This window comes from Microvirga aerilata (genome assembly GCF_016743775.1).
Taxonomy (GTDB): Bacteria; Pseudomonadota; Alphaproteobacteria; order Rhizobiales; family Beijerinckiaceae; genus Microvirga; species Microvirga aerilata.
In genome coordinates, this window is record NZ_JAEQMY010000018.1 from 77,572 (window position 1) to 91,479 (window position 13,908).

Genomic DNA, 13,908 nt, shown 5'->3' on the forward strand with positions numbered 1-13,908 from the left:
GAGAACAACAGTGAGCGAACGCGTCCGAATCCTCGGCCTCGATCCCGGCCTGCGCAACACGGGCTGGGGCGTCATCACAGTCGAGGGGACGAAGCTCTCGTTCGTCGCTTGCGGGGTCGTGACCTCGGATGGGGACCTCGAGCTCGCCCTGCGCCTCAAGCAGCTTCACGACCGGATCACGGACGTGATCAGGACCTGGACGCCCGACGAGGTTTCCGTTGAGGAAACCTTCGTGAACAAGGACGCGCAGGCGACCCTCAAGCTCGGCCAGGCCCGCGCCATGTCCCTGCTGGTGCCGGCCCTGCACGGCCTGCCGGTAGCGGAATACGGCGCCAACCAGGTGAAGAAGACCGTGGTGGGCGTCGGCCATGCCGACAAGGACCAGGTGCAGGCGATGGTCAAGATCCTGCTGCCGAAGGCCGACTTCAAGAAAGCGGACGCGGCCGACGCGCTCGCCATCGCCATCGCCCATGCGCACCAACGGAAAGCGCGCGCTTTGGCGGCCATGTATTGATTTGTTACAAGGCAGCAATCGTCATCCCAGTCGGCGTGAGTCGATCCGGGATCGGGTGCAGAATAAAACGCATGTTTCCCTCCCCTTGCGGGGAGGGCCAGGGTGGGGGGTGAGCGATAGCCTATGAGGCTCTGGCGCCAGCACCCCCAACTCCTCCCCACAAGGGGAGGAGGGTTTTCGGGAGCAAGGACTGACGTGATCGGCAAACTCAAAGGCGTGGTGGATTCCTATGGCGAGGATTTCGTGATCCTCGATGTGCATGGGGTCGGCTACGTGGTCCACTGCTCCTCCCGCACCCTTCAGAACCTGCCCGCAACCGGCGAGGCGGCGGTTCTGTCCATCGAGACCCATGTGCGCGAGGACATGATCCGCCTCTTCGGCTTCCGGTCGGATTCGGAGCGCGAGTGGTTCCGCATGCTGCAATCCGTGCAGGGCGTAGGCTCCAAGGTGGCGCTCGGCATCCTGTCCGTGCTCGATCCCGGCACCCTCGCGACCGCCATTGCCACCGGCGACAAGGCGTCCGTCGCCCGCGGCCCCGGCGTCGGGCCCAAGCTCGCCCAGCGCATCGTGTCGGAACTCAAGGACAAGGCCCCGGCCTTCGCCGCCGTGGACCCGGCCCTCATCCGCCTCACCGGCGCGGTCGAGGACAACAGCGCCCCGCGTCCCGTGGCGGACGCCATCTCGGCCCTCGTCAATCTCGGCTATCCCCAGATCCAGGCCTCCGCTGCGGTCGCCGCCGCCATGAAGCAGGCAGGGGACGAGGCCGAGGCGAAGACGCTCATTCGGCTGGGCTTGAGGGAATTGGCCCGGTGAGCCTCTCCCTGTCATCCCCGGCGCACGAAGTGCGGGAAGAGGATCCACTTGCACGTGCTGTGGCTATGGATTCCCTTCCCCTCCGCTTTCGCTGCGGCCGGGAATGACACCGGGGCAGCACAACCCTGTCATCCTAAGGCCAAGCGTCAGCGAGGGGAGGGGATCCACCCACACCCTCAGCACTATGGATTTCCGGTCCTGGCCCTGGTGGAGCGCCCGGAATGACAGGGCGGCAAATCGTTCCTGTTTTGATCTTGTTAAAGATGGCGTATTACACCAGAAACGCCTATATGAAGCCTTTGGAAGGTAAGCCTCTTTGACCGACTCCCGCCGCCTGCTCAGCCCCGAAAAGCGCGAGGACGACACCGACGCGTCGATCCGGCCGCTGTCGCTCGACGATTTCACGGGCCAGAAGGCCGCGCGGGCCAATCTCCAGATCTTCATCAATGCCGCCAAGGCGCGGGGCGATGCTCTCGACCATGTGCTCTTCGTCGGCCCTCCGGGGCTGGGCAAGACCACGCTGGCGCAGATCGTCGCCCGGGAGCTCGGGGTCAATTTCCGCTCCACCTCCGGCCCGGTGATCGCGAAGGCGGGCGATCTGGCGGCCCAGCTCACCAACCTCGAAGAGCGCGACGTGCTCTTCATCGACGAGATCCACCGCCTCAACCCTGCCGTGGAAGAAATTCTCTATCCGGCCATGGAGGATTACCAGCTCGACCTGATCATCGGCGAGGGCCCGGCCGCCCGCTCGGTGAAGATCGAGCTGCCGAAATTCACGCTGGTCGGCGCCACCACCCGCGCGGGCCTGCTCACCACCCCCTTGCGCGACCGCTTCGGCATCCCGATCCGGCTCGAGTTCTACACCGTCGACGAGCTGGAGCTCATCGTCAGGCGCGGCGCCAGGGTGCTGGGCTTAGGCATGAGCGACGAAGGCGCGAACGAAATCGCCCGCCGCTCCCGCGGCACGCCCCGCATCGCCGGCCGCCTCCTGCGCCGGGTGCGGGACTTCGCCATCGTGGAAGGCGTCCAGACCGTCAGCCGCGACCTTGCGGACAAGTCCCTGCGCCTTCTCGACGTGGACCCCATCGGCCTCGACCTCATGGACCGCAAGTACCTGACCATGATCGCCACCTCCTTCGGCGGCGGCCCCGTGGGCATCGAGACGATTGCCGCGGCCCTGTCCGAGCCGCGCGACGCCATCGAGGACATCATCGAGCCGTATCTCATCCAGAAGGGCTTCGTGCAGCGCACCCCGCGCGGGCGCATCCTCACCCCCCACGCCTTCAAGCATCTCGGCATGCGCGAGCCCACCCGCGAGACGGTGGCGCAGTTCGGGCTGTTCGGCGGGGATGCGGATGAGTGAGCGGCGTGCCGCCAACACCTCCCCCTTGAGGGGGGAGGTCGCGCCAGAGGCGCGGGAGGGGGTGGAAACGCGACCTTCGTCGGTGCTGCCACCCCACCCTGGAGCGCTGACGCGCTCCGACCCTCCCCCTCAAGGGGAGGGTGAACGTTGGCCCCTCCTCTCCGGCTTCATGCAGGACGGCACCCATATCCTCCCCATCCGCGTCTATTACGAGGACACGGATTTCTCGGCCCGCGTCTATCACGCCAGCTATCTGCGCTTCATGGAGCGGGGCCGCACGGAGCTGCTGCGGGCCGTCGAGGTGGCGCAGTCCGATCTTCACGCAGAGATGGGCGGATTGGCCTTCGTGGTCCGCAAGATGACCATCGACTTCCGGGGAGCCGCCGTCATGGACGACGTGCTCACGGTCGTGACCCGCCCCAAGGAGATGCGCGGCGCCTCCATGACCCTGGCGCAGGAGGTCCGGCGGGGCGACGAGGTGTTGGTCACGGCCGACGTGATGGTCGCCGCTGTCCGCGACGGCCGCGCCGTTCGCATTCCGGACGAGCTGCGGACTGCGCTCGCTGTTCCAAGCCCCTAGCTGCCCCTGGTGCGCCGGCCTCATCACGAGGATGTGCAGGCGATTTGCAGCCTAAAAGCGCCGCTTAAACCAGACCTTAACCTTACTCTGTGCTTAACAGGTGACGGTCGGGGACGATCTGCCTCGTAAAACGCCGCGCCCTTATTTTCGACAGATTCAGGGGCGAACGAGCAGTAATACAAGAACAGATTTCCTAGAACCATTCTGCGGTGAGCCTTGGGCCGTCCCAAGGCTGCTCGAAGAGCGAGGACGAGATTCATGAATCCGGCTGATGTGGCCCAGGCCGCTCCTGTGGCGCACGACATGTCCTTCTTTGGCCTGTTCTGGCAGGCGCATTTCATCGTCAAGCTGGTGATGCTGGGCCTGCTCGCGGCATCCGTGTGGTGCTGGGCCATTATCGTCGACAAGACCCTGCTCTACAGCCGCACCAAGCGCGCCATGGACCGGTTCGAGGACGTGTTCTGGTCCGGCCAGTCCCTGGACGAGCTGTTCCGCTCGCTCCAGAGCCGCCCGGCCACGGGCCTCGCCGCCGTGTTCGTCGCCGCCATGCGCGAGTGGAAGCGCTCCTTCGAGGGCTCGGGCCGCTCGTTCCAGAGCCTGCCCCAGCGCATCGACAAGGTGCTCGACGTCACCATCCAGCGCGAGGTGGAACGGCTCAATTCCCGCCTGACGGTTCTGGCCTCCATCGGCTCGGCAGGCCCCTATATCGGCCTCTTCGGCACGGTGATCGGCATCATGAACTCGTTCACCTCGATTGCCGCCTCCAAGAACACGAGCCTCGCCGTGGTGGCGCCCGGCATTGCGGAGGCGCTGTTTGCCACGGCCATCGGCCTCTTCGCGGCCATTCCGGCGGTGCTCGCCTACAACAAGCTGCAATCGGAAGTGGGTAAGCTGCAGTCGCGGCTCGAAGGCTTCGCCGACGAGTTCTCGGCCATCCTGTCGCGCCAGATCGACGAGCGCATCGGCCATGCGGGTCACCACCCGGCGAACGCAGCGTAAGGGAGATCCGGCATGGCGATGACCGCAGGAGCAGCAGGAGGCGGCGGGCGCCGCCGCAGGCGCGCCCGGCAGGCAGCCGCGATCAACGAAATCAACATGACGCCGTTCATCGACGTGATGCTGGTGCTGCTCATCATCTTCATGGTGGCGGCTCCCATGATGACGGCCGGCGTGCCGCTCGACCTGCCGCAGACCAAGGCCGCGCCGCTCAACTCCGATGCGACCCCGGTCACGCTCTCCATCAAGGCGACGGGCCAGGTGTTTCTGGGCGAGAGCGAGCTGACGGACGAGGCCATCGTCGGCAAGCTGGCGGAAGCCGCGAAATCCGGCTTCGACGAGCGCATCTTCGTGCGCGGCGACAAGCGGGTGGATTACGGGCGCGTCGCCCAGGTGATGTCCATCGTGACCACCGCCGGCTACAAGCGCGTCGCCCTCGTGACCGAGGTCGACCAGCGCTGAGCCGGATGAGAGCAAGGGGCAAACAGACGTGGCGTTGAAGCTGAAATTCAACACTTCGGAGCCGGGCTTCTGGGTCTCGGGCGTCGCGCATGCGGCGATGCTGACGGCTGCCATGATCGGCCTGTCGTCTGTCGCCGAATTTCCCGAGGCGCAGGAAGGCATCCCGGTCGAGATCATCACCGACAACCAGCTCTCGCAGATCACCAAGGGCGAGACGAACGCCAAGACAGTGCAGCAAAAGCCCCGGGCCGAGCGCGTGGCCGACAAGACCGAGCAGAAGGACCCCGGCGAGGACAAGCGCGATGCCCCCGCTCCGCCGAAGCGTCCGGCCGAGATGAAGGTGGCCGACAAGGAGGAGCCCGTCGCGGCCCAGCCTCCGCCGCCCGCGCCGCCCACGAAGTCGCAAGAGGAAAAGGCCGCCGAGGCCAAGGCCGTGGAAGAAAAGAAGCTGATCGAGAAGGCCGAAGCCGAGGCCATCGAGAAGGCGAAGGCGGCCGAGCAGGCGAAGGTCGAGGCGGAAGCCAAGGCCAAGGCCGAAGCGAAAGCCAAGGCGGAAGCCGAGGCAGAGGCCAAGCGCGTCGCCGAGGCAAAGGCCAAAGCGAAGGCTGAGGCCGAAGCCAAGGCGAAAGTGGAGGCAGAGGCCAAGAAGCTCGCGGAGGCCAAGGAAAAGGCCGAAGCCGAAGCCAAGGCGCGGAAAGAGGCTCAGCTCGCCAAAAAGCTCGACATGGGCGACCTGAAGCAGTTCCTCGACAGCAAGGAAAAGAACCAGTCCACCGGCGCGACCGGAGCGGAGGTCCAGAAGACCGCCTCGCTCGGCACCGCGACGGGATCGGCCGCGAAGCTCTCTCCGAGCCTGCGCGACGCGCTCATCGGCGTCCTGGTGTCGCAGATCGAGCGCTGCTACAGCGCGCCGATCGCCGCCTCGGGCGGCCAGGTCACGGCTCCGGTTCTCGATATCCGCTTGAACCAGGACGGTACGCTCAGCACCGAGCCAAGGGTTCTTCAGGCCGGGAGCAGTTCGACGGATCGCGCCGTTGCCGATGCGGCCGTCAGGGCCATTCGCAAGTGCCGGCAGTTCGAAATCCCTGCGAAGTTCGCGCCCTATTACACGGACTGGAAAGTCCTGAACGTCCAGTTCGATCCTCCTCTCTCTTAAAGCCCTTCAAGCTTGAGACATCACCCCATGATCACTCGCCTAATCTTCCGTTTTCTCGTCGCGCTGGCTATCGTCCTGCCGATGGCGGCGCTTGCTCCCGCGGCCCATGCGCAGCTTTCGTTCCGCGTCGGCCCGGGCGGCCAGTTCCAGCCCATGCCCATTGCCGTTGCCGATTTCTCCGGCGAGGGCGATCTCGGCCAGCGGGTGTCCGGCATCATCGCCAGCAATCTGCAGCGCTCCGGCTACTTCGCGCCCCTCGACAAGGCGCGCTTTCCGGAGCGCCCGTCGTTCGATGCCTCGCCGCGCTTCGATGCCTGGAAGATGGCCGGCGCGCAGGCGCTTGTGACGGGCCGCGTGTCGCGCGATCCATCGGGGCGCCTCAAGGCCGAGTTCCGCCTGTGGGACATCGAGTCGGGCCAGCAGCTCGCCGGCCAGCAATATGTGACGGACGCCAATTTCTGGCGCCGCGTCGGCCACATCATCTCGGATGCGGTCTACACGAAGGTGACGGGCTTCGGTGGCTTCTTCGACACGCGCATCGTGTTCGTCGACGAATCCGGCCCGAAGGAGAACCGCCGCAAGCGGCTTGCCATCATGGACCAGGACGGCGCCAATGTGCGCTACCTGACGCAAGGCGACACCTCCGTGGTGACGCCGCGCTATTCGCCCGCCACCCAGGACATCACCTACTCGGCCCAGGCCGAGGGCCAGCAGCCGCGCGTTCAGGTGATCAACCTGGAGTCCGGCTCGCGCCAGGTGCTCGGCAACTTCCCCGACATGGCCTCGTCGCCGCGCTTCGGGCCCGATGGGCGGCGGATCGTCATGAGCCTGCAGCAGGGCGGCAACGCCAACATCTTCATGATGGATCTGGGCTCGCGCGCCACCACGCGCCTGACCTCCACCGCCGCCATCGACACGTCGCCCTCGTTCTCGCCGGACGGCAGCCAGATCGTGTTCGAGAGCGATCGCGGCGGCAAGCAGCAGATCTACGCCATGAACGCGGACGGCTCGAACCAGCGCCGCATCTCGTTCGGCGACGGCTCCTACTCGCAGCCGGCCTGGTCGCCGCGGGGCGATTACATCGCCTTCACCAAGCAGCATGCGGGCGGCTTCGCCATCGGCATCATGAAGCCCGACGGCTCCGGCGAGCGCATCCTGACGGAGGGTTTCCACAACGAAAGCCCGACCTGGGCGCCCAACGGCCAGTACATCCTGTTCTTCCGCGATCCCGGCGGGCAGGCGGGCGGCAAGCTCTACATGGTGGACATCACCGGCCGGGTGGAGCAGCCCGTGCCGACCCCGTCCTTCGCGTCCGACCCGACCTGGTCGCCGCTGTTGAGCGAGGCGCGGTAAGGTAATCATTGTCATCCCCGGCGCACGGCGTGCGGGAAGGCGATCCGTTCTCACGTCGAGCGCGATGGATTCCCTTCCCCTTCGCTTTGCTGCGGCCGGGAATGACACTGGAGGGTGGTTCTGCTGTCATCCCCGGCGAGCCGAAGGCGAGGGAAGGGAATCCACGTGCAGGCTCGGCAGAATGGATTCCCCTGCGATGGCTCTCGCCGTCTCCGGCCGGGAATGACAAAGGGCGCCTCGTGGCGCCCTTTGTGTTTGCTCAGGCCTTCAACGGAGACGTGGTGCCATGGGCGTCGCCCCTGCGGCCCTTGAGCTTGAACGCCAGCACGAGAAGCGACACGCCGAAGGCCAGCGCATAAGCGCCCAGCCACCAGGTCAGCACCACGGCCCCGACGAGCGGGGCGACCAGAAGCGCGACGCCGAACAGAACCGACACGATGCCGCTGAGGATCAGCCAGCCGCGGCCATAGGCCGGGTTGAGCTTGAAGGCCGCGACGATCATCAGGACGCCCGTGATCAGCGACCACACGGCCATCATGGTGACGAAGAACAGAACCGTCAGGCCTGGCATCATGAAGGCGATGACGCCCACCAGAATGTTCAGGATGCCCTCGAGAACCAGCAGGCCCCAGCGCTGATGGTTCGAGGCCGCCCGCACCCCCGAGACGATGCCGAACACCCCGTCGACCAGCATATAGGCCGAGAAGAACAAGGCGAGGGACAGGAGCGTCGCGCTTGGCGAGAAGAAGGCGATCAGGGCGAAAATGATCGCAACGACGCCGCGCAGGGCCACGGCCCACCAGTTCTGCGCCAGAAGCGCGCTCATGGCGTGGGTGCGATCGAGAGGATCGAGGGAGCCTGAGAGGCCTGCTGCCATGGGAAACTCCTCTGAAGGAACGCAAGGGGCGCGTCCGCCCCGCAGCCGATCAACACCAAGCTTGTCGCAAGAGTTTCCTTTTATTCCCCTGGCGAGGCCTCGGCGTCTCGGCCCTTCGTCAGCCTGCGCCGCAGGGCCAGCTTGCGCCGCCGCAGGCGCACGCGCCGCTTGAGCCGGAAGCCCCGGATCAGCAAGGCGATTCCGAACCAGACCAGGCCGATGACGATCGGCGAGATGATCACGACGGGAAAGAACGTGATGAGCCCTGCCAGGGCCAGCAGCGCGAAGCCGATGATGGCGACGCTCCCGGCTTCCGTTGCCGTCAGCGAGCGGGAGCCCACGGCCTTGCCGATGGTGCTGGAGAGGGCCAGGGCGCCGGCCGCGAGCCTGCGCACCCCGCCCCGCGTGTAGCGATGGCCGCGGCGGGAGCGCATGTTCCTTGCCTGCCGGCGACGGGATTGCCAGCCGGGGACGATCTCGGTCGCGTTGGCGAGATCCTCCAGGTACATCGCCTCCATGGCCTCGGCGAAGCCCGCGTCCTCGACCACCACGTCGAGCTCCCAGTTGGTGGCCCAGCTTGCGATGTTGAGATTGCTGGAGCCCACCCGCGCCCATCGCCCGTCCGCCACGGCGGTCTTGGCGTGAAGCATGGAGCCGTTCCACTCGTAGACCCGGATGCCCGCCTCGATGAGGGAGCGGTAGCCTGCCCGCACCACCGGCTGCAGGGCCGGCACGTCGCTCGATCCCGGAACCAGGATGCGCACGTCCACCCCGTCCCGGGCCGCTTCGCCCAAGGCCTGCACGTAGGAGGTGGTGGCCACGAAATAGGCGTCGGTGAGCCACAGGTTGCGCTGCGCGGTCGCGGCGATGAACTGGTCGACCCGGTAGGTGCGGAACATGCCCGGCTCGCCGCTGATGACCCGCGCCGCGACCGAACCCGCCTGCGGGATCAGGTCGGCGTGCGGCAGCTCGGATTTGGGGATCGCCCGCTGGCCAGCGAGGCTCCAGCTCTCGGCGAAGGCGGCGTCGAGATCGGCCACCAGGGGCCCTTCCACCGACAGGCCGGTGTCGCGCCAGGGCTCATGGCCGTTCTTGCCCACCCAGTTGTCGGAGATGCACAGCCCCGAGACGAAGCCGATGCGCCCGTCGACCGTGATCAGCTTGCGGTGGTCGCGGCGGATCCAGAACGGATCCGTCAGCCGGGGAGGGTTGAACACGTGAACGTGAACCCCGGCCTCGCGCATGCGCTTCCAGTAGCGGGGGAGGGCGCGGGTGGACGAGCCGAGCCAATCGTAGAGAACCCGGACCCGCACCCCGGCACGCGCCCGCTCCATCAGGGCCTCGGCGAACCTTTGTCCGGTCTCGTCGTCGGCGACGATGAAGTTCTCGAAATGAATCACGCTCTTGGCCGAGCGGATCGCCTCAAGCCAGGCCGGGTAGTTCTCCCGCGAGTCCCGCAGCAGGGCGACGGCGTTGCCGTGGCGCAGGTCGCTGTCGGCGATGCGCGCGAAAGCCCGCTCAAGACGAAGGTCGTCCAGGGCTTTGCGGTAAGGCTGACCGAGGGTTCCGGGCTGGGTCGTCACGATATTCATGACCTTTCAACGCTTGAGACCGGCAATCGGCAGCCTAGGTTAGCCACCTTTTCCTATAGGCAAGGGGCCGTTCGGGTCTCTCAAGATATGTTTACCATCGATTAACCCTAAGACCATGTTCCACAACTTGGCCATAATTCACCCTGATCCCGCATCCCTCCTCGCGGTTAACGGAACTCTCCCTTAACCATCATCCCGATATGAAAGACACAACGTTCGGCAAACGTATGTGTAAGGAGTATTGCCAATGATGACGTTGCGCGCCGTCAAATTCGCCGCCGCTATCGTCCTCGCCCTCGGGGCGGCGGCGTGTTCGTCCAACAAAGATGACATGGCTGGTGGAGCCGCCGGGGGCGGTTTCGGGGCCGGTGGCGCAGCCACCCCCGGCAGCGCCCAGGACTTCGTGGTCAATGTGGGCGACCGCGTCTTCTTCGAGACCGATTCGACGGACCTGACCCCCACCGCGACCGCGACCCTCGACAAGCAGGCGCAGTGGCTTGCCCGCTACCCGCAATACACCTTCATTCTCGAAGGCCATGCGGACGAGCGCGGCACCCGCGAGTACAACTTCTCGCTCTCGGCCCGCCGCGCCCAGAACGTTCGCGACTACCTCGTGTCGCGCGGCGTCCCCGGCTCGCGCTTCCGCACCGTGTCCTACGGCAAGGAGCGCCCGGTGGCGGTTTGCAACGACATCTCCTGCTGGTCGCAGAACCGCCGCGCCGTCACGGTGCTCGGCAACGGCGCCAGCTCGTAAGTGTCCTGAACGGGTTCAACCCATCGTGAAGCCGGAAAGCGCCGCCACATTATCGCCGTGGCGGCGCTTTTGTGTTATCGGCACCTTCCTCCCCAGACCCCCACGGTATCCAGTATGTTGCGACGTCTGATTGTCCTGTTCGCCTTTGCCATGGCTGTGGCTGCTCCTGCTTCCGCACAGGATGCCGCCGATGCGATCGTGCGCCTGAACCGGCTCGAGAGCCAGTTCCGGCAGATTTCCGGGCAGATGGAGCAGCTCCAGTACGAAAACCGGCAGCTGAAGGAGCAGCTGCGCAAGTTCCAGGAGGACGTGGAGTTCCGCTTCCAGGAGGGCCGCGGCGGCTCCGCCAAGCCCGCGCCGTCCACCACGACGCCGGCGCGTCCGCCGCAGCCCCAAACCGCCCCTTCGACGCAGCCCCAGGGCCAGCCTCAGCGCCGCAGCGACCTGTTCGACCCGTCGGAGGCGCCCGACGCTCCCGGCGCCCCCCGGCCGCTTGGCAGCACGGCTCCCTCGGCGCCTCTGGCCGAGGCGGGCCGTCCCATGCCGCTGCCCGGCGGGCAAATGGCGGGCATCGGGGACCTGATCGAGCAGGACGAGCAGGCGGATCTGGACGGCGCTCCCCTGGACTACGGCACGAACGACCGGACGGCTGCCATCCCGCAGGGGGCCATCGCCGAGCGCCCGGGCCCGAGCGTGGCGGCAACCAGCATCGGCAACCCGCGGTCGGATTTCGACGCAGCCTATGCGTCGTTCAGCCAGAAGCAGTATGACCAGGCCGAGATGGGCTTCCGCCGCTTTCTCCAGTCCAACCCCCGCGACAAGCTGGTGCCGGAGGCAACTTTCTGGCTCGGCGAGACCTACCTTCAGCGCAGCCGCTACCGGGAGGCCGCCGAGCATTTCCTGAGCGTGTCGGCTGAGCATCCCGATGCCGCCAAGGCGCCCGATGCCCTGCTGCGTCTCGGCATCTCCCTCAACGGGTTGGGCGCGAAGGACCGGGCCTGCGCGGTCTTCTCCGAACTCGACCGCAAATATCCCCAGGCTTCGGCCGCCGTGCGGCAGACCTCCGAGCGCGAGCAGAAGCGCATCAAGTGCAGCTGATCGGCTGTACCGCACAAGCTCCTGGGCATGCCCGCTCGTCCGCCTCCCGATGATCTGCTCTCGGTTGCAGGGCTGGAGCGCCTTTTCGGATCCTTGAGCAAAGCCTCCGGAATCCTCGCCGCCGTGTCGGGCGGGCCCGATTCGATGGCCCTGATGCACCTGCTCGCCCGGTGGAGCCGGGCCGATCGCCATCCTCCCATTCTGGTCGCCACGGTGGATCATGGCCTGCGGCCCGAGGCCGCCGAGGAGGCGGCTTTCGTGGCCCGCCAAGCGGCCGCTTTGGGCCTTCCCCATCGAACCCTCGCCTGGACGGGGGAAAAGCCCCGGGCCGGGGTGCAGGAAGCCGCCCGGGAGGCGCGCTACAGCCTTCTGGTCCAGCACGCCCGCGGGGAGGGCGCCTCGCATCTGGTCACCGCTCACACCCTGGACGATCAGGCCGAGACGGTGATGATGCGCCTGTCGCGGGGCTCCGGCCTTTCGGGCCTTGCGGGCATGCGTCGGGAAAGGAGCCGGGGCGGCATGGTGCATGCAAGGCCGCTGCTGGACCTGCGGAAGCCGGATCTGCTCGATCTGTGCCGAAAGGAGGGGTGGGGCTTCGTGAGCGACCCTTCCAACGCGGACGAGCGCTTTGCCCGGGTTCGCTGGCGCAGGATCATGCCCCTTCTGGCCGACGAGGGTTTGACGGCGGAACGCTTGGCCCGTCTGGCCCAGCGGGCCGCTCGGGCGGAGGAGGCGCTCGACGCCAAGGCACGGGAGGCCTTGGGCCGGGCCGCGCCTCTTCTCGATGATGGAGCCTTCTCCTTCGAGGCGGGCATCCTTGCAAACGAACCTTTCGAGATTGCCTTGCGGATCCTGGAACAGGCGCTCGTCAGGACCGGTCTTGGGCTTGAAAACAGCCGCCTGCAAAGGCTCGAGGCCTGTACAGAGCGCCTGCGGGAGGCCATTGGGCAGGATGGGACCTTGCGGCTGACCGTCGCCGGGGCGCTCGTTCGTCTCGACCCCTCCGGAAGGGTGTCGGTCCGGCAGGAACCGCCCCGCCACCGGGGCCGTTAGCCGAATTCCTTGAGCCAGGAGCCTGATGATGCGGCATGCGCGCCGCCTTCTCTTGGCAATAGGGAATGCTATGCCTACATTGAGTTTAGCCGCGTGGGGAGACCGTTCCTTTTTCTCACGCTTCATCTCCCTCTGGGGCAGAACCTGATCCGATGAATTCAAATTTCCGCAACTTCGCCTTGTGGGTCGTCATCTTCCTCCTGGTGCTGGCGCTCGTGACCCTTTTCCAGAGCCCCGGCCAGCGTGGCGGCGGCAGCGACATCGCCTACAGCCAGCTTCTCAGCGAGGCCGATGCCGGGCGCATCACCAGCGTCGTCATCTCCGGCCCGGAGATCAGCGGCACCTATACGGATGGCCGCTCCTTCACGACCTACGCGCCGAGCGACCCGATGCTGGTCACGAAGCTGCAGCAGAAGGGCGTGCAGATCACGGCCCGTCCGCAGTCGGATTCGACCCCCTGGTTCATCGCGGTGCTCATGAACATCCTGCCCATCGCGCTCTTCATCGGCGCCTGGGTGTTCCTCTCGCGCCAGATGCAGAGCGGCGCCGGCCGGGCCATGGGCTTCGGCAAGTCCAAGGCGAAGCTGCTGACGGAAGCGCATGGCCGCGTCACCTTCGACGACGTGGCCGGCATCGACGAGGCCAAGGAAGACCTGCAGGAGGTCGTGGAGTTCCTGCGCGATCCCCAGAAGTTCCAGCGCCTCGGCGGCCGCATCCCCCGCGGCGTGCTGCTCGTCGGCCCTCCCGGCACCGGTAAGACCCTGACGGCGCGAGCCGTGGCAGGCGAGGCCAATGTGCCGTTCTTCACCATCTCGGGCTCCGACTTCGTCGAGATGTTCGTGGGTGTCGGCGCCTCCCGCGTGCGCGACATGTTCGAGCAGGCCAAGAAGAACGCCCCCTGCATCATCTTCATCGACGAGATCGACGCGGTCGGCCGCCATCGCGGCGCAGGCTTAGGGGGCGGCAACGACGAGCGCGAGCAGACCCTCAACCAGCTGCTGGTCGAGATGGACGGCTTCGAGGCCAACGAGGGCGTGATCATCATCGCCGCCACCAACCGTCCCGACGTGCTCGACCCGGCGCTTCTGCGCCCCGGCCGCTTCGACCGCCAGATCGTCGTGCCCAACCCGGACGTCACCGGCCGCGAGAAGATCCTGCGCGTCCATGTGCGCAAGGTGCCGCTGGCTCCCGACGTGGACCTGAAGGTGATAGCCCGCGGTACCCCCGGCTTCTCGGGCGCCGATCTCATGAACCTCGTCAACGAGTCGGCCCTGCTGGCGGCCCGCCGCGGCAAGCG

The 13,908-nt window shown here is 66.6% G+C and carries 14 protein-coding genes; 12 read left to right on the plus strand and 2 right to left on the minus strand.

The features are described from left to right. The first annotated feature begins 10 nt into the window (after positions 1 to 10). The 8 genes from ruvC to tolB all read left to right on the plus strand — a co-directional run bounded on the left by ruvC (position 11) and on the right by tolB (position 7,237). Positions 11 to 514, plus strand: coding sequence for a crossover junction endodeoxyribonuclease RuvC (gene ruvC, locus JKG68_RS14500; protein ID WP_202060705.1), 504 nt, complete (start codon positions 11 to 13; stop codon positions 512 to 514). A gap of 195 nt (positions 515 to 709) precedes the next feature. Then, on the plus strand, positions 710 to 1,327 hold the full coding sequence (gene ruvA, locus JKG68_RS14505; RefSeq protein ID WP_202060707.1) for a Holliday junction branch migration protein RuvA: 618 nt from the start codon (positions 710 to 712) through the stop codon (positions 1,325 to 1,327). A 316-nt stretch (positions 1,328 to 1,643) separates the two neighbouring features. Beyond that, positions 1,644 to 2,690, plus strand: a complete 1,047-nt coding sequence (ruvB, locus tag JKG68_RS14510; protein WP_202060709.1) for a Holliday junction branch migration DNA helicase RuvB — start codon at positions 1,644 to 1,646, stop codon at positions 2,688 to 2,690. A 169-nt stretch (positions 2,691 to 2,859) separates the two neighbouring features. Then, entirely contained in the window at positions 2,860 to 3,270 is a 411-nt protein-coding gene (gene ybgC / locus JKG68_RS14515) for a tol-pal system-associated acyl-CoA thioesterase (RefSeq protein ID WP_202060743.1), read from the plus strand. 258 nt (positions 3,271 to 3,528) lie between these two features. Next, positions 3,529 to 4,269, plus strand: a complete 741-nt coding sequence (tolQ, locus tag JKG68_RS14520; RefSeq protein ID WP_202060711.1) for a protein TolQ — start codon at positions 3,529 to 3,531, stop codon at positions 4,267 to 4,269. A gap of 12 nt (positions 4,270 to 4,281) precedes the next feature. Then, positions 4,282 to 4,728, plus strand: coding sequence for an ExbD/TolR family protein (locus tag JKG68_RS14525; RefSeq protein WP_202060712.1), 447 nt, complete (start codon positions 4,282 to 4,284; stop codon positions 4,726 to 4,728). Between the two features lie 34 nt (positions 4,729 to 4,762). Continuing rightward, a complete protein-coding gene (tolA, locus tag JKG68_RS14530) occupies positions 4,763 to 5,884 on the plus strand; it encodes a cell envelope integrity protein TolA (protein WP_202060745.1) in 1,122 nt (373 codons plus the stop codon). A gap of 27 nt (positions 5,885 to 5,911) precedes the next feature. Beyond that, on the plus strand, positions 5,912 to 7,237 hold the full coding sequence (tolB, locus tag JKG68_RS14535; RefSeq protein WP_202060714.1) for a Tol-Pal system beta propeller repeat protein TolB: 1,326 nt from the start codon (positions 5,912 to 5,914) through the stop codon (positions 7,235 to 7,237). Between the two features lie 259 nt (positions 7,238 to 7,496). Here the strand turns inward: tolB and JKG68_RS14540 are convergent, their stop codons facing one another. Both JKG68_RS14540 and JKG68_RS14545 read right to left on the minus strand, forming a co-directional pair. After that, a complete protein-coding gene (locus JKG68_RS14540; protein ID WP_202060721.1) occupies positions 7,497 to 8,114 on the minus strand; it encodes an HdeD family acid-resistance protein in 618 nt (205 codons plus the stop codon). An 80-nt stretch (positions 8,115 to 8,194) separates the two neighbouring features. Then, positions 8,195 to 9,706 carry a phospholipase D-like domain-containing protein gene (locus JKG68_RS14545; protein ID WP_202060723.1) on the minus strand — a complete coding sequence of 504 codons (1,512 nt, stop codon included), beginning with the start codon at positions 9,704 to 9,706 and terminating at the stop codon, positions 8,195 to 8,197. A gap of 247 nt (positions 9,707 to 9,953) precedes the next feature. On the opposite strand from JKG68_RS14545, the gene pal reads away from it, so the two are divergent. From pal to JKG68_RS14565, 4 genes are all read left to right on the plus strand, one after another. Continuing rightward, entirely contained in the window at positions 9,954 to 10,460 is a 507-nt protein-coding gene (gene pal, locus JKG68_RS14550) for a peptidoglycan-associated lipoprotein Pal (RefSeq protein WP_202060725.1), read from the plus strand. Between the two features lie 114 nt (positions 10,461 to 10,574). Then, positions 10,575 to 11,558, plus strand: a complete 984-nt coding sequence (gene ybgF / locus JKG68_RS14555; RefSeq protein ID WP_202060727.1) for a tol-pal system protein YbgF — start codon at positions 10,575 to 10,577, stop codon at positions 11,556 to 11,558. A gap of 21 nt (positions 11,559 to 11,579) precedes the next feature. Beyond that, entirely contained in the window at positions 11,580 to 12,611 is a 1,032-nt protein-coding gene (gene tilS, locus JKG68_RS14560; RefSeq protein WP_376773152.1) for a tRNA lysidine(34) synthetase TilS, read from the plus strand. Positions 12,612 to 12,763: 152 nt separating this feature from the next. Then, positions 12,764 to 13,908 (plus strand): ATP-dependent metallopeptidase FtsH/Yme1/Tma family protein (locus tag JKG68_RS14565; RefSeq protein WP_202060735.1); only part of this gene is annotated, 1,145 nt, incomplete at its 3' end.

Bases quoted from the DNA above. Each gene is read 5' to 3' on its own strand.
- ybgC (WP_202060743.1), top strand. From the start codon at position 2,860: ATGCAGGACGGCACCCATATCCTCCCCATCCGCGTCTATTACGAGGAC.
- tolQ (WP_202060711.1), top strand. From the start codon at position 3,529: ATGAATCCGGCTGATGTGGCCCAGGCCGCTCCTGTGGCGCACGACATG.
- JKG68_RS14525 (WP_202060712.1), top strand. From the start codon at position 4,282: ATGGCGATGACCGCAGGAGCAGCAGGAGGCGGCGGGCGCCGCCGCAGG.
- tolB (WP_202060714.1), top strand. From the start codon at position 5,912: ATGATCACTCGCCTAATCTTCCGTTTTCTCGTCGCGCTGGCTATCGTC.
- JKG68_RS14540 (WP_202060721.1), bottom strand. From the start codon at position 8,114: ATGGCAGCAGGCCTCTCAGGCTCCCTCGATCCTCTCGATCGCACCCAC.
- JKG68_RS14545 (WP_202060723.1), bottom strand. From the start codon at position 9,706: ATGAATATCGTGACGACCCAGCCCGGAACCCTCGGTCAGCCTTACCGC.
- pal (WP_202060725.1), top strand. From the start codon at position 9,954: ATGATGACGTTGCGCGCCGTCAAATTCGCCGCCGCTATCGTCCTCGCC.
- ybgF (WP_202060727.1), top strand. From the start codon at position 10,575: ATGTTGCGACGTCTGATTGTCCTGTTCGCCTTTGCCATGGCTGTGGCT.